This is a genomic window from Paenibacillus sp. FSL H7-0690, assembly GCF_037980415.1.
GTDB lineage: Bacteria > Bacillota > Bacilli > Paenibacillales > Paenibacillaceae > Paenibacillus_AQ > Paenibacillus_AQ odorifer.
Genome location: NZ_CP150281.1, coordinates 4,551,942 through 4,570,658, shown reverse-complemented (window position 1 = coordinate 4,570,658; position 18,717 = coordinate 4,551,942). Strand labels below are relative to the sequence as shown.

Below are 18,717 nucleotides of genomic sequence, written 5' to 3'. Positions count from 1 at the left end.
AGTAAATGCACTCAATTACAGGCATGTATCACCTCCTCAGTTATTTTGAATATAACATATAAAGGAATTTTTAGGAATAATAAATAATTTAACGATAACAATAACTTTATGTTTTATTAGAAAGATAAGAGAAATTGCTGATAAGGCACTCGTCTTTCATCTAACATTCTCATAAGAAATGATGTTATTTTTAGATTCAGGAAGGAAAATATAATTTTTTTTGCCTAATGATTTGGATTTCTCGCGATTTTCTTTCATAATATAAAGGGTAAACTAAATACAAAAGAAGAACCGTTGCCCGAGAGCGATGTGTTCTGTACAGAAGAGGCGATATTATGATTATCATGAAAACGATGGAAGAGATCGAAAAAATGCGTGCGGCGGGAAAAATTCTCGCTGAATGTCATCGTCAAATTGCGCAAATTTTGCAGCCTGGTATTACGACCTGGGAAATTGATGAATTTGCAGAAAAATTTATATTGTCTCAAGGAGCTACTCCTGAGCAAAAAGGATATAATGGGTACCCGTACGCAACCTGTGCATCTGTAAATGATGTAATATGCCACGGATTCCCGAAAAAAGAGCCGCTAAAAGACGGGGATATCGTAACCATTGACATGGTTGTTAACTTAAACGGCTGGTTGGCAGATTCGGCCTGGTCTTACGGGATTGGCAATATTAGTGAACAGGCGACCAAACTTCTAGACACTACTAAGGAATCTTTATTCCGTGGAATCGAGCAGGCGGTTGCAGGCAACCGTATTGGCGATGTTGCGCATGCCATCCAAGTTTATGCAGAGTCTAACGGGTTTTCTGTAGTGCGTGATTTTATTGGCCACGGGATCGGTTCAGAAATGCATGAAGCTCCGGAAGTACCTCACTATGGTCCAGCAGGGAGAGGGCCTCGTCTTAAAGAGGGGATGGTATTTACCATTGAGCCCATGCTGAACACAGGCAGTTACAGAACAAAAATTGATGCGGATGGTTGGACTGCGCGTACCATTGACGGCGGATTGTCAGCACAATATGAGCATACTTTAGCGATTACCCCACAAGGAACGATTATCCTGACTGAACTGTAATTTTGATGAAAAATAAAATGACCAGTCTCCGTAATGGAGATTGGTCATTTTTTATTAATCTGTAATGTTGCGAGTGTAATATTCAATGATATCTTTTCTCCTAATAATTCCAACAAATACACCCTCATTATCAATCACAGGAACGAAATTCTGATCCGCAGCAAGCGTCAGCATATCCTCCATTTCTGCATTAATGAGAACACTTTCGTTATGAACATGCTTTTGGATGTCGCTTACTGGAACTTCCCCTATATTGTCAAAGGTTAAATCTGCTGTGTTTTTCAGCTTCCACAATAGATCACCCTCCGAAAGTGTTCCTACATATTTTCCTTCATTATCAATAATAGGGATAGCCGTGTAATGGTGCTGTTCTAATTGTTCTAAGGCTTCCAGCATGGATAGTGAGTTAGTGATATAGGCGACTTGATCTTTTGGCAACAAAAAAGAGGATATTTCCATCGGCATGAACTCCTTTGTATTATGTTATTTTTTGATTAGGCTACTTTTATTTAAACATACTTTTGGAATGGATAGAATTTTAAATTTTCACCCCTTGAATTATAGGTAATAAGTCCTATTGAATAGAGGTCGTATTTTGTCGATTAAAGATATATTATCCTAGAGTGGAGTTGTTCAGATGGCATTGTATCGAAGGCTTTCATTAACGTTTAAATTTGTTATGGTGGTAAGTTTAGTAATTATTGTGATCTTTTTCTTTAGTTTAGTCGCAAACCTGGCTAATCTGCGTAGTGTGAGCATATCCAACGGTGAACTTCAGGCAGAGGTCGCAGGAAAAAGTTATGCGGAGACCATTCAGAATAGAATGATAGACATTCAGTCGACGGGTGAAGCGCTCGCTGAAGTACTCCTTGAATCAAGAGAACGTCAAACCTTGGACCGTGAAGATGTTGTTTCTACAATGAAAACTATGCTTGAGCACAGACCAGAAATTTTTGGGATGAGCATATTATGGGAACCCAATGCTTTTGATCAGAACGATCAGGCTAATATAAATAAGATGCCATATGATGATGGTACGGGGCGTTTTATTCCTTATGTCTTTAGAAATCAAGGTGCAATAAAGGTTGAACCCTTAAAGAATTATGATGTAGAAGGTGCGGGTGATTATTACCTTTTACCAAAAAAAGAGAAAAAACCGGTATATATTGAACCCTACTCCTATGAGACGACTGGTGGAGCTATAGAGATGATTTCGGTCATGCTACCAATTTTGGATAAAACGGGTGCATTTCTGGGGACTGTAGGGTTCGATGTTTCGTTAACCCAATTGCAGGAAGAAGCCGTTAACTATAAACCTCTGGGAGGTTATGTTTCTTTAATCACTGGTAATGGCAAATATGCAGCCAACCCAAATGATCCTCAAAGTGTACTCAAAGAATTTGGTGATACAGAAGATAAAACAGTACTGTGGAAGCGTGTGAAGAATGGGGAGGCCAAACTGGGATACACGATAAATTCCAAGGGAGAAGACGTGCTGCGGACTTTTGTTCCGATACCAATGCCTGGAAGTGACCAGGTCTGGTACACACAGACAGCGATCTCTAAGGATGTTATCATGGCTGATTATGAACAAGCTAAAACAGAATTTTTTATCATTATGATTATTGGGATTTTGATTTTAGCTGTTATTGTTGGTCTTCAACTATGGTTAATGGTAGTTAAACCGCTTCGTTTGTTATCTGAGAAATTGCAGCTGATGTCTCAGGGGGATTTGACTCAAACCCTGCAGGTTCGAAATGATGATGAATTCGGCAAAATGGCTACACATTTTAATCATATGACCCATAAGCTTCGAGAAATGTTTGGACTTGTCGCTGATCTATCAATGTCCGTGGGAGCTACCTCTGAAGAGCTGACAGCTAACGCTGAGCAGACTGGGAAAGCTGCTGAACAAATTGCTGTGGCAATTGGACGAGTAGCCGAAGGAGCGCAGCTGCAGAGTGATTATGCGGGTGATTCTTCAATGGCGATGAGCGAGCTGAATGTTGGAGTGCAACGGATTGCTGACTCTTCGTCATCGGTATCTGCATCTGCAGATGAAGTTACCGATCAGACGAAAAAGGGCAGTGCCCAGCTGCAAATGGCAGTGAATCAAATGTCGGAGTTAAAGCTGTCTGTAGATGAGACGAGTCTGGCGATTGAACGTTTAGGCGAACGATCTGCTCAGATCAGCGGGATTATCGGCTTGATTTCGAACATAAGTAAACAGACCAATCTGTTGGCACTAAATGCGGCTATTGAGGCGTCCAGAGTGGGTGAACATGGCCGAGGTTTTGCGGTGGTGGCCTCAGAAATTCGCATGCTGGCAGATCAGACTAAAAAAGCTGCCGAACAAGTTACTGCTTTGGTTGAAGATGTGGTGCAAGATACTAATCAAGCTTCACAAGCGATGGCTGTCGGCAATGAAAAAGTAATTCTTGGTGTGCAGAGTGTATCTGATAGTGATCTTTTATTTACGTCGATTCTGACAGAGATGACACAGGTAACCGATCAGATCCAAGAGGTCTCAGCAGCTGCACAGCAGATGACCGCGGGAACGGAGCAAATTTCAGTTACCGTTAAACAATTAGCCGATCTTGCTTCGGAAGCTTCCTCTGACTCCCAAAGTGTGGCAGCAGCCTCTGAGGAGCAGCTTGCTTCTATGGAAGAGATCTCAGCCTCGTCGGAGTCACTCAGCTCAATGGTGCAAGACCTGTTGGATAAATTATCTTACTTTAAAATTTAGATTGCCTTTTCAAATATAGAGAAGGGCTGGCACCTAAAACTATGAAAATGACTGCTGTGTCGAAAGCACATGCTTAGTCACTGGAAAATACGCTTAGTAATCTGCTAACGGACACAGTGGTCCTTAAACGTACGATTATCCGATATTTGGAATGTTATCGGACTCCAGTGCAGCTATTGGCCTAAAAAATGCTTATTATGAGCCTCTTTCCAAGGAATAGCGTCACTGGAGTCCGAAATCTAGCGGTAAAGAATTAAAACATGTAATAACGTCTACCGAGTCCGAAAGCCCCGTAGGATAATGAATGTGTAGTCGTAGCAGGCCGCGAATGACCAAAAAACGCTGAACAGCGATTCTTCGATAACAGAAGAATCGCTGTTTTGTTGATTTTAGGATTTTGAAAGTGAGGAGGTCAGTCTCCGCTCGTAGAATCACTTATGGCACAGCTCCTTCTTACCTCCCATTTTCTTCATAATGCAGAAGAGTATCTATTTGGTGTTAGCTGTGTTATAATCAATCTATCGAAAGTATTTACCTGGCGAATTCACATAGCGTAGAGGGTTATTCTTTAGACGTTAATAACCTTGTACCATATGTGAATTTTTATTTTTTTAGAGATTTTGCAAGAGATTTTTTGAGGATAAGAATAACATGTAAATAAAAATAAGGTGGTAATTATATTATGCAAACAGGAACAGTGAAATGGTTTAACGCAGACAAAGGTTTTGGTTTTATCGAGGTTGAAGGTGGAGAAGATGTATTCGTACATTTCAGCGCAATTACTGGTGACGGATTCAAGTCCCTGGATGAAGGACAACGTGTAGAATTTAACGTAGTTCAAGGTAATCGTGGTCAACAAGCTGAGAATGTTGTAAAACTGTAAGTAGTGAAATGAATCCCCAAACGTATCGTTTGGGGATTTTTTTATAGAAAGGTGGCGGATGTAAATGCAGGTGTTTGAAGACTGGAATTTAAAAGTTAAGAAAACCTTTAACGCTACAAGTAACAAAGAAGTATTGACGGTGTCTGAAGCGGGAAGCTTGCTCGGGCTGTCTAAAGACCAAATGAAAAGTTATGTAGATCAGCATAAGTTGACTAAAGTTCCGATCATGAGAAGTGTCGTCAGATATCTTTTACTCAAGAGTGAGATCGATATGATTGTGAAAAAAACCTAAGATCATCATTAATAAATAGGGTAGACCAATCCTTGATAGGATATGGTCTTTTTTTGTCTCACAAATTTCTTATAAATAGAAACTTATCGACCCTAAGATCGTCTATAATAATGGGATATTTTAGGTAACAGTGTCATCCAGCAAAAAAATATCCTCACATACTGGTGGTTATCTATCAAAACATTACGTGAGATCTAAGGAGAAAATTATGAAACGACTAGAGCGTAACGATTATTACAAAGCTATTGAGCCTTTAGGAAAAGTGAAAATAAATACGATGTTTGCTGAGTCCGTGGTTAAACAAGTCATACCTGGCAGCGTATATGTTGACGATATCGTTAACCCGCGTGCTTTTTACATTGCACACCCTTGTGGAATGTCTTTATTAATTGGAGAGTCGGATAATGAAGAGTTTAAGCGCGATCTTTTTGATTACATAACCAATAAAAATATGATTCGGCATCATCAAGAGTTGCTGCAGGCTGATCCAGCGGGAGGCTGGACGGAAGTTATCGCTCATTGGAGTGAACAGGAAATGCTCCATAGAAATACAAGGGTCAACTTCAGCTTTAATTGCGAGAAATATCTGAAACAGAAAGCTTCTTATCTTAACCAAGACCTTGAAGTGGTGCGAATGAACAAAGAACGGTTTTTGGCGGCAACAGGAGGTGTCAATCCTAAGGCGTTTTGGAGGAATGAAGAGCAATTTCTTGCTGAGGGGCTGGGCTTCAATATTCTTGACGCTGGGGAAATTGCCTCTACGGCATTTTCGGGTTTTGTTAATGAGCATCAACTGGAAATTGGCATAGAAACTTCAGAAGCATATCGGGGGAAGGGCTATGCCTACGCGGTCTGTTCAGCCTTAATAGAATACTGTCTAGAACATCAGCTTGAGCCGGTGTGGGCGTGTCGTCTGGATAACGAGGGTTCTTTCAACTTAGCGCATAGATTAGGCTTTGAGACAACCTACATGATTCCCTATTATCGGCTGGTAGAATCCGTCATCAGGAAGGGTTAAGGATCCGAATGAAAAATAAACAGACTACCCATTCAGCTTCTTCATTTTCTTTAAGTAGAATTGAGAAAAAAAAGGTGAAGAAGAAAACTAAGACCAGCAAGAAAAAAAAGATCTGGTTATTTACGCTTGCTATCGTACTTATTGCTGGGCTAGGATCTTATGTTTTTCGTAAAGAACTGCTGATTTTCGGATTTAATAATGTTGTGGCTCCGACTATTGAACACACGCTTGATGGATCATACGTTCCTTTAGAAAATAATGAAAACGCTGAAGCTCCTGGATTACAACCAACGGCGGATAACAAGCATCGTCCATTTTCTATCCTCCTACTGGGTACTGATCAGCGGGGAAAAGAGAACGGGCTTTCTGATTCGATTATATATACTGTGATCCGGCCAGTTGATCATAAAGTATTGTTCGTGTCGATCCCTCGTGATTCCTATGCAGAAATTATCGGAGCGGAAAAGGTTAAAGGAGCTAGGAAAGAAACCAAGATTAATGCAGCTCATTCCTATGGCGGTCCTCAGATGAGTGTAGACACCGTTAAAAATTTATTAAACGCGCCTATCGAATATTACGCTACTATTAATTTTAACGGTCTTGTGGGCGTTACAGATGCTCTAGGGGGTGTTGAACTTCCGATTACCAAGGTGATTGAGAACAAGAGCCCGGATCATGAGAAATTAAGAATTGAACCGAACAAACCGATTTATTCTGGCGCTGAAGCGTTAATGTATGTAAGATACCGCGAGGATTCTGATTTTAAACGAACGGAGCGGCAGCGGATCTTTTTGAAATCTGCGCTTGAACGGATGAAGAGAGTAGATAATATCCTTAATATACAGAAAATCATCGAAATAGCAGGCAGTAATTTCCAAACCAATATGAAGTCAGACTTTATTCTTGATTTGGCGAAAAGAGTAATTCTTGAAGGGGGTACTCCTGAGATCACAAGCCATATGTTGCAGGGTGAGGGCAGACGGAAGGATCAATGGTATTACATGCTTGACGAAAATGATGTGAAGCGTACCCATGAGTTGATTGAGATTTGGCTGAATCCTGACTCTACCGATACGGATCTGTCCGCAGCTTCTGCGGATGACGCAGCATAGATGTTGTGACTGAATTATTTTATTTTTCATGTGGAGGTTGATCTCTCTGGCTGCAAAAACAAATGAGCAAATGTTACTCGAATTTAAGTCCCTCATCCCGTTCGTAGAATCTTTAGGTGAAGTATCAGCCAAACATTGGAATCAGCCTATTGCAGCTGGTAAATGGACTTTAAAGGATATCATCTGTCATCTCATGTTATGGGATAAATATTTTTATGAAGGTGCGATTAAGAAAATAATTCTCCGGGAACCGATCACAACCAAGCAGTTGGATTTTAACGAGTTTAATGCTAACGCTGTAGAATATGCTAAATTATTATCTGAACAAACATTAATTGAACAATTTGTACGTTATAGAACTAAAATCATAGATGCAGCTGTAGGCTTAACGGAAGAGGAATTCAATCAGGAATATAAGGATGGAGATCGCAAAAAATTCAGCGTTCGCAAGTACTTGAGAAGTTTTATCCCACATGATAAGCATCATAAAAAACAGATTGAGCAGTTCTTAAAACCTTAAAACTTGGCGCGATTTTGAACTAACTTCATGGATTGGCGTATGAGGATAGGACCAAACATGCTTCCGGCAGAGGCGGCAATTAAGGAATGGAAGGGGAATTTTATAGCAAAATAAAAGACCCATCCAGCAACAATATCAATAAGGATGAACTTCTTGATCTCGGATAATGGAATGGTCACGAAGACAATGGATTGTTTGTTTCTCACAGCAATGACCTCCTAATTTTAAGAAAACATCTTATAAATCCACTGTTCATTCTATTTTGGAACTAAGATGTCCCATTCCGTCTAAATCTACAATCGAATCGTAAAAAAAAGGAAGTATGCCTTGCGGATTTTTTTCGCAAAGTGTACTTCCTTTTTTGTATGTGAGGATATTATCCGACTAATATTTGGCAGGGTATGGAAAGTCACAGAAGATATATTCAATCACTAGTACAATGTAAGCGTTGTCTTTTGTGAAAATATATCCTAAAGGAGCTAAGCTATGAGAGTGAAGAGACTATCTTTTAACCAGCTTGTGTTTATCTGTTTAGGTTTTCAATACTTGTTAATGCGTTTGTTCTCTACCGGCGAGGCGATCGTTATCACATCGATAGAGCTAGTAATATATATTGTTTATACTGTCGCCACCCTTGCCGGATTGTTTCTCCGGAGCAGACGAATTGATAGTGAAGCTGTATCTGGGTTGTCGTCGTTATTTTTCAGCGTGTTATGGACGGTGTCTTTGTTCTCACAATTTCGGAAAGAAAGTTATCCAAATGCTTTAACAATCATTAATTCGCTGGGGGTGTCTTCAGCGGTAATCGTGATGCTCACGCAATTTATAATTTTGGCCAAGGCTTAGGCCTTAGCTGAAAAAAGGCGGGTGCCCAGTAGCTATTTTATGGCTATTGCGGCACTCGTTTGTTTTTTTTCATCCCCAGAAATGAAAGCTCACCCTGTTCATTTCGTTTAAATTCAAATTCACTGTCATGCTTGGTATGATGGAATCTTGTTTCTGAGATAGGATAGAACGGTGTAACCTCTTCATCATTCCAGACAAAATAATAGTCCTGGCCCCTACGCTCCACGCTCGCTTTGCAGCCAAATCCCTCATAGGTCCCCATATATTCAGCATACATGCTATCATCAAGTGGAAAGGCTCGCGGGAATATCGGCATTTCAGCAGGCTCACCGAATACTAATCCAGATAGAGATTCCGTTAACTTGGTAATGGGGACACAATCATAATTGGTCAACATGATGACGGTTGTCTGCTCTTCTGGATATCTGTGCATTTCACTTCGGAAGCCGCGATAAGCACCACCATGATACATTCTTTTGCGATCATAACGTTCGTCCAAAAACCAACCAAATCGATACTTGAGATTACTTGAATGAAAAGCCATCTCCAGAGTATCGTGAGACACTAATTGATCGGAGTATAACGCTTGATCCCACAGGAAAAGATCAGCAGCCGTCGAATACATGGCACCCGCTGACAGGATAGAGCTCATATGTATGTATTCACCCTGAGTATACTCTCCCCATGAGGAATGATAAGGTGAGGCTAATTTTGAAATGATTTGCTGATTGTTATAAACTCCTGTATTTACCATGCCAAGAGGCTGTAATATAAAAGTAGTGATATAATCTTCAAATGTCATGCCAGTAATCTTTTCAATGATCATTCCTAATAAATAATAACCCGAATTATTATAGGAAAACGATGTGCCGGGCATAAATGCAGGCGGTTGACTCACAAATAGCTGTAACATCTCCAAGGGAGTCAGCTTCAGTTTATTTAATTTTTGATTATATTCGGGTAGAGAAGTGTAGTTGGCTATACCCGAGGTATGTCCCAGCAGATGAAGGATGGTCATCCCCTCGAATGCATGCTGTTCAGGAAGATATTTTAAGATCGGATCTTCCAGTCGCAGACGTTTTTGTTCTTTTAGCATCAGAATTGCCATGCCAGTGAATGACTTGGTTAGCGACCAGATCCGGAATTTGGTATCTATAGCGTTCGGGACCTGATGTTCAAGATTCGCATACCCATATGCCTTTTGTAGCTTGATTTCTCCATGCTGAGCTATCAAGACTGTGCCGCTCAATGGCCAGCTTTGTTCGTATTTATCTAAAAATTGCTCCAGACGCTGGGATTGTTTATCCACAGGTAACCCCTCCTTAAAGGCATATTCTAACATAATACTAAATTCTGTTGAAGCGGAGAGAAATCCATGAGATATGATTGTTTAATTATTGATGATGAAACTGAACTTGCGGAGACCACCTGCGAATATTTTAATTTGTTCGATGTTCAAACCGCGTTTGTTACAAGCGCTGATGCCTGTCGAAGCTTTTTACGTGAGCATCAGGTCTCAATGTTACTGCTAGATATTAATTTAGGCGGTGAATCCGGCTTCCAGTTATGCAAAGAGCTGCGTCAGACGATGGGGATTCCCATCTTGTTTATTAGTGCCCGCTCCAGTGAAGATGATGTATTGATTGCTCTTGATATCGGAGGAGATGACTATATTCATAAGCCGTATACCCTGCGAGTGCTGCTCGCAAAAGTGAAGGCGGTGCTTAAACGCCACAATAATGAAGTTATAGCTGAGGCAGCTATCCTCCAAGCCGGCCCTATCCAGATAGACCCCGAACTTAGGAGGGCAAGCCTTAATGGCGTAGCTCTCAAGCTGAAAACGATGGAATATAAATTGCTCAGCTATTTGATTCAGCAGAAAAATAGGGTAATCCCCAAAGAGGAGTTATTTACTGAGGTATGGGGAGATGTTTTTGCGGGGGATGGCACCTTAAATGTACATATCCGTCATCTACGTGAGAAGATTGAGCAGAATCCTAATGATCCTCAGTACATCCGTACAGTATGGGGCATCGGTTATGCTTTTGAGGACAAATAGTTATGACAAAAAAACTGCTGTTGGCCCTTCTGCTTACTATATTTGCCGCAAGTTTAGCGCTCACCTTCCTAATTCTTAATTTGCAGGTGGAGACAGGAACAGATAGAGTGGCGATCAATACCATTGTGAAGCTCACGGAACAGAACTGGGACAAGCTTGATCCGAAGCTGTACAAGGAAAGTCCTTATGAATTTGCTATTATAGATACCACGGGAGTACTTAAATATCAGACGGGAAATGCGATTTCCGTTACTGTTAACGAAGCCATCAATAATCGGGATACTCTAGTGGACGTTTTTGTTCAGGATAAGATGGTGGGGAAGGTGATTATTAATAATGATTACCGTGCGATCTTTATACATATGAAAAAACAATTTATACAAGTTTCTATTGTGATGCTGCTTCTGCTTACGGTTCTAGGCGTTCTCTATATTTGGTTCCTGAATCGATCGGTTCTCCGTCCGTTCCGCAAAATGCAGCAATTCGCGAAGCATATCGCGAGAGGTGATCTGGAAGTGCCGCTGGAGATGGATCGTAATCATCTGTTTGGTGCTTTTACCGAAAGCTTTGATATGATGCGGGAAGAGCTTGCAGCGGCTAGACACAGCGAATATTTGGCGAATAAAAGTAAAAAGGAACTGGTTGCTAGTCTCAGTCATGACATTAAAACACCCGTTGCTTCGTTAAAGGCGATCACGGAACTGATGTTATTAAGCGCAAGGGATGAGAAGACCGGCAGACAGCTTAACACTTTGTACTCCAAAGCAGATCAGATTGATCGTCTGGTGACTGATATGTTCCATTCGACCTTGGAGGAACTAAATGAACTTAAAGTCAGCTTAACGGAAGAGCAAAGCCACCTGCTGATCCAAATTATAAATAATGTGAATTTCTATGAACGGATTTCAGCAGCATCTGTGCCTGACTGTCTCATTACGGTGGACCCCTTGCGGTTGCAGCAGGTGATCGATAATGTTGTGAATAATTCCTACAAATATGCCTACACAGACACACCCATAGATATTAAGTTCGAGATCACGGATCATTATCTGGAGGTAGATATTCTGGACTATGGTCCCGGGGTTCCTGAAGAGGAGCTGCCTTTAGTATTCAATAAATTTTTTCGGGGCAGTCTGGCCGTGAGCCAGAATGGTGCAGGTCTAGGCCTGTACATTTCCCGTTATATGATGCAAAAAATGCAAGGCGATATTCTGTGCTCCAATCGGGAGGACGGATTTACAGTCAAACTGCTAATTCCTTTAGCAGGACAGAATTAAGAATTAGCTAAGGATTGCACAAAGACATGTTAAGAACATTTAACGTACGATAAGGTTGCAATTACGAATGAGCTTGTGATTGCAGCCATTATATTTCGCGTAGAACTATGATTTTTCTTAGCGCAATTAATGAGCATGAATGTAAATGGAGTGTTCAACATGAGCGAAGTGAATAATAAAGTGCTGATGCAGACTAATAAGCTTGGAAAAACCTTCTCCCATGGAGGAACTCAGCAGCATGTTTTGAAAAATCTGGATCTGACCTTATATCATGGTGATTTTACGATTATCATGGGCAGCTCTGGTTCTGGTAAATCAACACTGCTGTATGCCATTTCGGGTATGGATAAGCCAACACTTGGAGAGGTTCTATTTGAAGGTCAGGATATTACAGCCATGAGTAATGATCAGCTTGCGATATTCCGGCGGAAGAATTGTGGGTTCGTGTTTCAGCAGATTCATCTACTGGATACGATGAGTGTCCTCGACAATGTATTATCAAGTGCTTTTCTTGTACAAAAGGATAGAGCAGGTGCTGTAAAAAAAGCCAAAAAGCTACTCTCTGATGTAGGTCTGGATGACTCTGTCTGGGGCAAGTTTCCGGCGCAAATCTCAGGTGGCGAAGCTCAGCGGGCGGGGATTATCCGGGCATTGATCAACAGTCCAAAAGCGGTTTTCGCCGATGAGCCGACGGGTGCGTTAAATAGTTCAGCAGGAATAGGTGTACTGCGCGTCCTTACTGAGGTGAATAGACAAGGGCAAAGTATAATTATGGTTACTCATGATCTTAAAACCGCGTTGCGTGGAAATCGGATATTGTATTTGCGGGATGGAGTCATCGTGGGAGATTTGCGTCTTACCCCTTATAGCGAAGATAACGGACCTGAACGGCAGCAGCAATTACAGTCCTTTCTAACCGAATTGGGGTGGTAGGGATGAGCAGCCTAATAGGAAAATTAGCTTGGTCCAATATTCGTAAAAGAAAAAGTGCTACGGTTACGCTCTTCATTCTTATCATGATAGCTGTGCTGCTGCTGAACATTGGTCTTACGGTCATTTTGAAGCTCAATTCCTTCCAGCAAGAAAAAATGACTGAATTAAGGACTCCAGAAATAAGTGCATATTTTCCAAAAGATGATTATCTAGAAGAGTATGAGGAGCTTGTGGATAGTTATTCATATACAGAATCCTGGGAGAATGAAGCAGCAATTCTGTTAGCAGATGCTAAAATGAAGTACGGACAAACGGACACTACGGTAGCTTTTATAATTCTTAACATGGATACACCGCGGACCAAGGGACTGTTCAAGACAACGACTCCACTAGGATCTAAGGATGCGAATATGATCTATCTGCCTTATTTGTTCCATGTTGGATCGGGGTATAACCTTGGGGATACTTTTACTTTTGTATACGATAATAACTCATTTTCTTATACCATAGGTGGCTTTATTGAGGAGCCGTTGCTAGGGACGTTAACTAATGGAGCTTTAAAAGTATTTTTGAATGATGAAGGTTATAAACAGTTGGGGGAACGTCTTGGAACTGAAGCTCAGTACAGCTTTCTATCAGCAGATTTAACCGATCCTTCAAAGGATGTAAAGCTGGAGCAAATGCTTAGTGAGCGGATTTTTGCCTCAGGAAGTACGGATCAATTTCAAGTCATGCGGGCAGAGGTTGGGCTCGAAGGAAACCGTGTTTTTGTTAATCTTTTAGCAGCCATTTTAATCGTATTTGCACTGATTATGGTTCTAATCTCGCTTATTGTCATCAGGTTTCAAATATTGGGGCATATTGAAGACAATTTAACGAACATCGGTATTTTAAAAGCTAACGGTTATACTTCATGGCAGATTAAAAATGCGCTTCTGCTACAGTTCACCTCAGTTTCCATCATTGCAGCTATACCGGGAGGCGGGTTATCTGGGCTGGTTATGCCGTTGGTAGGGAATATGATTTCGTCTTCAATCGGACTTCTGTGGCCAATATCCTTTGAAGGGGTCAGTGCAGTGCTTAGTTTGGTTATTGTCTCTGGACTAGTGCTACTTGTTACCTATCTGTCGAGCCGGCGAATTCGGAACATTACTCCGATTACAGCTCTGCAGAGCGGAATCCTCACTCACAATTTCAAGCGGAACCCAATTCCACTCGAAACATCCCGGATGAATCTGCAATTTAGCTTAAGCCTTAAAGCTTTAGTAAGGCAGGCAAAACAGAATATGATGATCGTATTGATCGTTGCCGGATTAACCTTTTCTAGTATTTTTTGCTCTATATTGAATTTCAACTTTAAGGGAGATACCTCCGCCGTTATAGAACTGGTAGGTATAGAACGCAGCGACTTTTTGTTATTGCCGAAAAACGGTGACCTACAGCAGGGGAAGTTTACAGAATTAGAAGCCATGCCAGGGGTTGAAAAGTTGACTGTATTGGATAGCATGGTCGCTTCGATTAAAAACACCAGCTTTATGCTCCGGGTATCTGACAATTATAGCAAGCTGGAGACACAAACCATATACAAAGGGCGAGAGCCAATTTATGATAATGAAATTGTGATTTCCGGTGTTATTGCAAAGTTGGAAAATTCAGAAATAGGGGACGAGGTCCCGATCACTTTTAATGGTGTGACGGAGAATTATTTGGTTACTGGCTTAAGCCAGCAGATTAGCCAACTTGGAATGGTGGCGAGTATGACCGGTGATGGAATGAGAAGACTTCAACCGGAGTACACCCCTCTGTCCATCAATGTGTATCTGAAAGAGGGGGGAGATGCGCAAGCTTTTGTGAAGGATCTGGAAGCACGCTTCCCTAAGCAATGGAACATTACTAACATTCGAGAAACGGTTGATAGTACGCTCAGTACATTCACTGCCGCAGTATCTTCTATGACAGCAGTCATCACTGTGGTGACGATTATAGTAGTCAGTCTGATTTTGTATTTAGTGATTAAGACTTTGATTCTGAAGCGGAAACGTGAGTTCGGCATTCTTAAAGGAATGGGTTACACCACTTTTAATCTGATGACGCAGATTACCTTTAGTCTGTTTCCGGTGATTGTGGTGGGAGTAGCTTTGGGGAGCATAGGGGGGTATTTTTTCTCAGACTCAGCGTTTGTACTATTGCTCTCGAGTTTAGGGATTTATAATGTCCAACTGGCGGTTAGTTTGCCTCAAGTATTGCTATTGTGTGCAGCCATTCTAGTAGTCGCTTATGCGGTGTCTATGCTTGTTGCCCGGCGAATTCGGAAGGTTAGTGTGTACGATTTGATTATGGACTAATTTAAGCGAAAAACAAAAAAACAACGAGCAGGAGGTTAGTTACTCCATGCCCGTTGTTTTTTTATTACATATTTATTCGTCCGTCATCATAATTGAATTGCCAGTCGATGCCGAATTTATCTTTTAGACTACCATAACAAGAGCTCCAGAAGGTTTCTTGCAGTTCCATAACTACTTTACCGCCCTCTTGAAGCTTATCGAAATATTTCTTTATGTTATCTAAATCCTTACTAACTACGGAAAGACTAATATTGTTTCCTTCGATAAAAGGCATGCCTGGAAAAACATCAGAAAACATTACATTACTGCCTTCGATATTCAAGCGGGTGTGCATAACCAAATCTTTAGCTTCCTCAGGAAGAGTGAAATTGGGATCGGGTGGTGTTTCACCAAAGGTCATGATTTGTGGACGTTCAGTGCCAAACACCTCTGCGTAAAACTCTGCTGCGTCACGACAATTCCCATTGAAATTAAGATAAACATCGATGGACATTTTTTTCACTCCTTAAAGGTTTGTTAGCGTTACTTCGAAAATACTTAAAATTCAAAATACCTTGTCACTTCCACATTGTATCATTTACCAGTTTATAAACAAATATTCTTATAGTCTCATTATTAAACTTTTATTTCATCTACTATCTTCTAATTAAAAATAGGATATGGTAGTATTCAAGAAAAGGGATAATTTTCTATAAATTAAATAAAATTATATTTATGTTAAATAGTTAGGGTATTTAGGCTCTTGTTAGATCTTTAAAACGGAGAGGAGGTGATGATGAGTGCGGGTAAGGCATAGAGGAGGTGACCATTCTTTAAAGGAGTGAATACTGCAATTGTAGCATCGCGTGGCTATTAATAAATTATTTACGAATTTATTTAATTGTCGAAAGGAGAATAATAAATGACAAAAGCACTAAGGAAGCAAATGTTGTTATTGCTTACGATCATGGCTTTAGTTATCACCGGATATGCTCCTTCTACCACGTATGCCAGTGAGGCACATGTTGACAATCCGTTTGTAGGAGCTACAGCATATGTTAATCCTGATTATGCCGCACTGATTGATACCTCTATTGCTCAGGTTACCGATAGTACTTTAGCTTCCAAGATGGAGACCATTAAAAAATATCCGACAGCCGTATGGCTGGATCGAATTGCTGCAATTTATGGCGGGACAGAAAACGGAGGCAGAAAAAGTCTTGAGGAAACATTAGATTCCGTACTCGCGCAAAAGCAACCAAACACGCCGATTACAGCCACATTCGTAATTTATGATATGCCTGGGCGGGATTGCCACGCTTTGGCCTCCAATGGCGAGCTGCCACTGACAGCAGCGGGTTTGACAACCTACAAATCAGATTATGTTGACGTAATCGCCAGTATTTTTGCAAAGCCCAAATATAGTGACATTCGGATAGTGACTATCGTAGAGCCGGATTCGCTTCCGAATCTTGTTACCAATCTCAGCACACCACAGTGTGCTCAAGCTAACTCCACGAATATTTACCGTGATGCTACACGTTACACTTTAAATGCTCTCCATGCCATTCCAAATGTGTATACTTACATGGATATTGGTCACTCCGGCTGGCTCGGATGGGATACTAACCGTGGCCCCGCTATCGACCTCTTTACTTCGGTTGTGTCAGGCACTACAGCTGGACTTGCTAGTGTCGATGGATTCATTACGAATACAGCCAATACCACTCCACTAGTAGAACCTAATCTTCCAGATCCGAATCTTACGATAGGCAGCCAGCAGCTTCGTTCTGCAAGTTATTATGAATGGAATCCGTATTTTGATGAAGCTGATTTCACAGCAGCTTTGTATTCAGGTTTTGTAGCAAAAGGTTGGCCTTCCACGATCGGCTTCCTTATTGATACTTCCCGTAACGGGTGGGGAGGACCTAATCGTCCGACTAGTGCAAGCGGAACAACCGTTAACGCTTATGCGGATTCCGGTCGGATTGATAAACGTCTCCATCGCGGCAATTGGTGTAATGCCAGCGGTGCCGGAATTGGAGAAGTTCCACAAGCAGCACCCGCAGGTTATGCAGCCTCACATTTGGATGCATTCGTCTGGGTGAAACCTCCAGGAGAATCTGACGGCTCCAGCAGTGCCATTCCAAATAATGAGGGCAAGGGCTTTGACAGAATGTGTGATCCAACTTATACCAGCTCAAGCGGCACACTGACCGGTGCATTACCTAATGCGCCTGTATCAGGCCACTGGTTCCATGATCAATTTGTTCAGCTGGTACAGAATGCTTACCCTGTAATTCCTCTGAGTAACGGAGGGGGCACTGTAGTTCCAGCTGCACCCACTAACTTGGTAGCGACAGCGGGAGATGCAAAAGTAAGCCTGAGCTGGACGGCATCCAGCAGTGCGACTAGTTACACCGTAAAACGAGCGACCACAAGCGGAGGGCCGTACACCACTGTAGCAACCGGGCTAACGTCAACGAGCTACACCAACACCGCCCTAACGAACGGAACAACCTATCACTATGTTGTAAGCGCAACCAATAGTGTAGGAGAGAGTGTGAATTCGGGACAAGCGAGTGCGACCCCAGCAGCAGTGGCGACTGTTCCGACGGCACCCACTAACTTGGTAGCGACAGCGGGAGATGCAAAAGTAAGCCTGAGCTGGAGCGCATCCAATGGTGCGACTAGCTACACTGTGAAAAGTGCAACCACAAGCGGAGGCCCGTACACTACTGTAGCAGCAGGGCTAACGACCACGAGCTACACTAACACCGCCCTAACGAACGGAACAACTTATTACTATGTTGTAAGCGCAACCAATAGTGTGGGTGAGAGTGCGGATTCTACACAAGCGAGTGCGGCTCCAGCAGCAGTTGCGACTGTTCCCGCGGCGCCAACCAATTTGGTAGCGACAGCAGGAGATGCAAAAGTAAACCTGAGCTGGAGTGCATCCAGTGGTGCGACTAGTTACACTGTGAAAAGTGCAACCACAAGCGGAGGGCCGTATACCACTGTAGCAACAGGGCTAACGGCAACGAGCTACATCAACACGGGCTTAACGAACGGAACAACCTATTACTATGTTGTAAGCGCAACCAATAGTACAGGAGAGAGTGTGAATTCGGCACAAGCGAGTGCTGTTCCACAAGTTCCGGCAGCAACTAGTCTGACGTTGCAGTATCGGGCGGGAGATACTAATGCGACAGACAATCAGATCAAACCTTATTTTAATATTAAAAATAACGGCACAACCGCAGTGAACTTAAGCGATCTTAAAATCCGTTATTATTTCACTAAAGATAGTAATCAGACGTTAAATGGCACAATTGATTGGGCACAGATCGGCAATAATAATGTTCAAGTCGCCTTTGCAGACTACACTGGCACGAATGCAGACACTTACGTTGAACTTTCGTTTGCTTCTTCGGCTGGTTCCATTCCAGCTGGAGGCCAGTCCGGAGATATTCAACTCAGAATATATAAATCAGATTGGACTAATTTTAACGAAGCCAATGACTACTCCTTTGATGCTACTAAAACTGCTTATACTAACTGGGATAAAGTGACGCTTTATCAAAGTGATGCTCTCGTATGGGGGATTGCTCCGTAACGGAAAGCA

General features: G+C 41.9%; 17 protein-coding genes. 13 read left to right on the top strand and 4 right to left on the bottom strand.

Going from position 1 to position 18,717, the window contains the following annotated elements; translation table 11 throughout:
* The first annotated feature begins 335 nt into the window (after positions 1–335).
* A complete protein-coding gene (gene map, locus MHI32_RS20180; RefSeq protein ID WP_036685786.1) occupies positions 336–1,082 on the top strand; it encodes a type I methionyl aminopeptidase in 747 nt (248 codons plus the stop codon).
* Positions 1,083–1,136: 54 nt separating this feature from the next.
* Here map and MHI32_RS20175 read toward each other — a convergent pair whose 3' ends face one another.
* The gene (locus tag MHI32_RS20175; protein WP_038572361.1) at positions 1,137–1,541 is read right to left on the bottom strand and encodes a CBS domain-containing protein; all 405 of its coding nucleotides are present in this window, start codon (positions 1,539–1,541) and stop codon (positions 1,137–1,139) included.
* Positions 1,542–1,719: 178 nt separating this feature from the next.
* Here MHI32_RS20175 and MHI32_RS20170 point away from each other — a divergent pair, with 178 nt between their 5' ends.
* The 6 genes from MHI32_RS20170 to MHI32_RS20145 all read left to right on the top strand — a co-directional run bounded on the left by MHI32_RS20170 (position 1,720) and on the right by MHI32_RS20145 (position 7,653).
* Complete coding sequence (locus tag MHI32_RS20170; RefSeq protein WP_076218469.1) at positions 1,720–3,828, top strand: methyl-accepting chemotaxis protein; 2,109 nt, start codon at positions 1,720–1,722, stop codon at positions 3,826–3,828.
* Between the two features lie 682 nt (positions 3,829–4,510).
* Positions 4,511–4,711, top strand: a complete 201-nt coding sequence (locus tag MHI32_RS20165) for a cold-shock protein (RefSeq protein WP_036685790.1) — start codon at positions 4,511–4,513, stop codon at positions 4,709–4,711.
* A gap of 64 nt (positions 4,712–4,775) precedes the next feature.
* A complete protein-coding gene (locus tag MHI32_RS20160; RefSeq protein WP_038572358.1) occupies positions 4,776–5,003 on the top strand; it encodes a hypothetical protein in 228 nt (75 codons plus the stop codon).
* Positions 5,004–5,211: 208 nt separating this feature from the next.
* Positions 5,212–6,021, top strand: a complete 810-nt coding sequence (locus MHI32_RS20155) for a GNAT family N-acetyltransferase (protein WP_076307623.1) — start codon at positions 5,212–5,214, stop codon at positions 6,019–6,021.
* Positions 6,022–6,029: 8 nt separating this feature from the next.
* Positions 6,030–7,133, top strand: coding sequence for an LCP family protein (locus MHI32_RS20150; protein WP_081388211.1), 1,104 nt, complete (start codon positions 6,030–6,032; stop codon positions 7,131–7,133).
* Between the two features lie 37 nt (positions 7,134–7,170).
* On the top strand, positions 7,171–7,653 hold the full coding sequence (locus tag MHI32_RS20145; RefSeq protein ID WP_179086268.1) for a DinB family protein: 483 nt from the start codon (positions 7,171–7,173) through the stop codon (positions 7,651–7,653).
* Here MHI32_RS20145 and MHI32_RS20140 read toward each other — a convergent pair.
* Positions 7,650–7,859: a hypothetical protein gene (locus tag MHI32_RS20140; protein WP_076100132.1), complete on the bottom strand. Its 210-nt coding sequence runs from the start codon at positions 7,857–7,859 to the stop codon at positions 7,650–7,652. The two genes, MHI32_RS20145 and MHI32_RS20140, sit on opposite strands and share 4 nt — an antisense overlap.
* Positions 7,860–8,139: 280 nt before the next feature.
* Between MHI32_RS20140 and MHI32_RS20135 the strand changes: the two genes are divergently transcribed.
* Positions 8,140–8,499, top strand: coding sequence for a hypothetical protein (locus MHI32_RS20135; RefSeq protein WP_340010665.1), 360 nt, complete (start codon positions 8,140–8,142; stop codon positions 8,497–8,499).
* 43 nt (positions 8,500–8,542) lie between these two features.
* Here the strand turns inward: MHI32_RS20135 and MHI32_RS20130 are convergent, their stop codons facing one another.
* Positions 8,543–9,808: a serine hydrolase domain-containing protein gene (locus MHI32_RS20130; protein WP_076276075.1), complete on the bottom strand. Its 1,266-nt coding sequence runs from the start codon at positions 9,806–9,808 to the stop codon at positions 8,543–8,545.
* 66 nt (positions 9,809–9,874) lie between these two features.
* Here MHI32_RS20130 and MHI32_RS20125 point away from each other — a divergent pair, with 66 nt between their 5' ends.
* From MHI32_RS20125 to MHI32_RS20110, 4 genes are all read left to right on the top strand, one after another.
* Positions 9,875–10,558: a response regulator transcription factor gene (locus tag MHI32_RS20125; protein ID WP_076129903.1), complete on the top strand. Its 684-nt coding sequence runs from the start codon at positions 9,875–9,877 to the stop codon at positions 10,556–10,558.
* A 2-nt stretch (positions 10,559–10,560) separates the two neighbouring features.
* Positions 10,561–11,835, top strand: coding sequence for a HAMP domain-containing sensor histidine kinase (locus MHI32_RS20120; RefSeq protein ID WP_076190536.1), 1,275 nt, complete (start codon positions 10,561–10,563; stop codon positions 11,833–11,835).
* A gap of 159 nt (positions 11,836–11,994) precedes the next feature.
* Positions 11,995–12,768 carry an ABC transporter ATP-binding protein gene (locus tag MHI32_RS20115; RefSeq protein ID WP_076183127.1) on the top strand — a complete coding sequence of 258 codons (774 nt, stop codon included), beginning with the start codon at positions 11,995–11,997 and terminating at the stop codon, positions 12,766–12,768.
* 2 nt (positions 12,769–12,770) lie between these two features.
* Complete coding sequence (locus tag MHI32_RS20110; RefSeq protein ID WP_076281466.1) at positions 12,771–15,113, top strand: ABC transporter permease; 2,343 nt, start codon at positions 12,771–12,773, stop codon at positions 15,111–15,113.
* Positions 15,114–15,177: 64 nt separating this feature from the next.
* Here MHI32_RS20110 and MHI32_RS20105 read toward each other — a convergent pair whose 3' ends face one another.
* Positions 15,178–15,606 carry a VOC family protein gene (locus tag MHI32_RS20105; RefSeq protein WP_076183122.1) on the bottom strand — a complete coding sequence of 143 codons (429 nt, stop codon included), beginning with the start codon at positions 15,604–15,606 and terminating at the stop codon, positions 15,178–15,180.
* Positions 15,607–16,059: 453 nt separating this feature from the next.
* Here MHI32_RS20105 and MHI32_RS20100 point away from each other — a divergent pair, with 453 nt between their 5' ends.
* On the top strand, positions 16,060–18,708 hold the full coding sequence (locus tag MHI32_RS20100) for a glycoside hydrolase family 6 protein (RefSeq protein ID WP_339191242.1): 2,649 nt from the start codon (positions 16,060–16,062) through the stop codon (positions 18,706–18,708).
* The last annotated feature ends 9 nt before the right edge of the window (positions 18,709–18,717 follow it).

What these genes read in the sequence shown, in the direction of transcription:
- map (WP_036685786.1), top strand. Translation starts at nt 336, where the DNA reads ATGATTATCATGAAAACGATGGAAGAGATCGAAAAAATGCGTGCGGCG.
- MHI32_RS20175 (WP_038572361.1), bottom strand. Translation starts at nt 1,541, where the DNA reads ATGGAAATATCCTCTTTTTTGTTGCCAAAAGATCAAGTCGCCTATATC.
- MHI32_RS20170 (WP_076218469.1), top strand. Translation starts at nt 1,720, where the DNA reads ATGGCATTGTATCGAAGGCTTTCATTAACGTTTAAATTTGTTATGGTG.
- MHI32_RS20165 (WP_036685790.1), top strand. Translation starts at nt 4,511, where the DNA reads ATGCAAACAGGAACAGTGAAATGGTTTAACGCAGACAAAGGTTTTGGT.
- MHI32_RS20160 (WP_038572358.1), top strand. Translation starts at nt 4,776, where the DNA reads ATGCAGGTGTTTGAAGACTGGAATTTAAAAGTTAAGAAAACCTTTAAC.
- MHI32_RS20155 (WP_076307623.1), top strand. Translation starts at nt 5,212, where the DNA reads ATGAAACGACTAGAGCGTAACGATTATTACAAAGCTATTGAGCCTTTA.
- MHI32_RS20150 (WP_081388211.1), top strand. Translation starts at nt 6,030, where the DNA reads ATGAAAAATAAACAGACTACCCATTCAGCTTCTTCATTTTCTTTAAGT.
- MHI32_RS20135 (WP_340010665.1), top strand. Translation starts at nt 8,140, where the DNA reads ATGAGAGTGAAGAGACTATCTTTTAACCAGCTTGTGTTTATCTGTTTA.
- MHI32_RS20125 (WP_076129903.1), top strand. Translation starts at nt 9,875, where the DNA reads ATGAGATATGATTGTTTAATTATTGATGATGAAACTGAACTTGCGGAG.
- MHI32_RS20120 (WP_076190536.1), top strand. Translation starts at nt 10,561, where the DNA reads ATGACAAAAAAACTGCTGTTGGCCCTTCTGCTTACTATATTTGCCGCA.
- MHI32_RS20115 (WP_076183127.1), top strand. Translation starts at nt 11,995, where the DNA reads ATGAGCGAAGTGAATAATAAAGTGCTGATGCAGACTAATAAGCTTGGA.
- MHI32_RS20110 (WP_076281466.1), top strand. Translation starts at nt 12,771, where the DNA reads ATGAGCAGCCTAATAGGAAAATTAGCTTGGTCCAATATTCGTAAAAGA.
- MHI32_RS20105 (WP_076183122.1), bottom strand. Translation starts at nt 15,606, where the DNA reads ATGTCCATCGATGTTTATCTTAATTTCAATGGGAATTGTCGTGACGCA.
- MHI32_RS20100 (WP_339191242.1), top strand. Translation starts at nt 16,060, where the DNA reads ATGGCTTTAGTTATCACCGGATATGCTCCTTCTACCACGTATGCCAGT.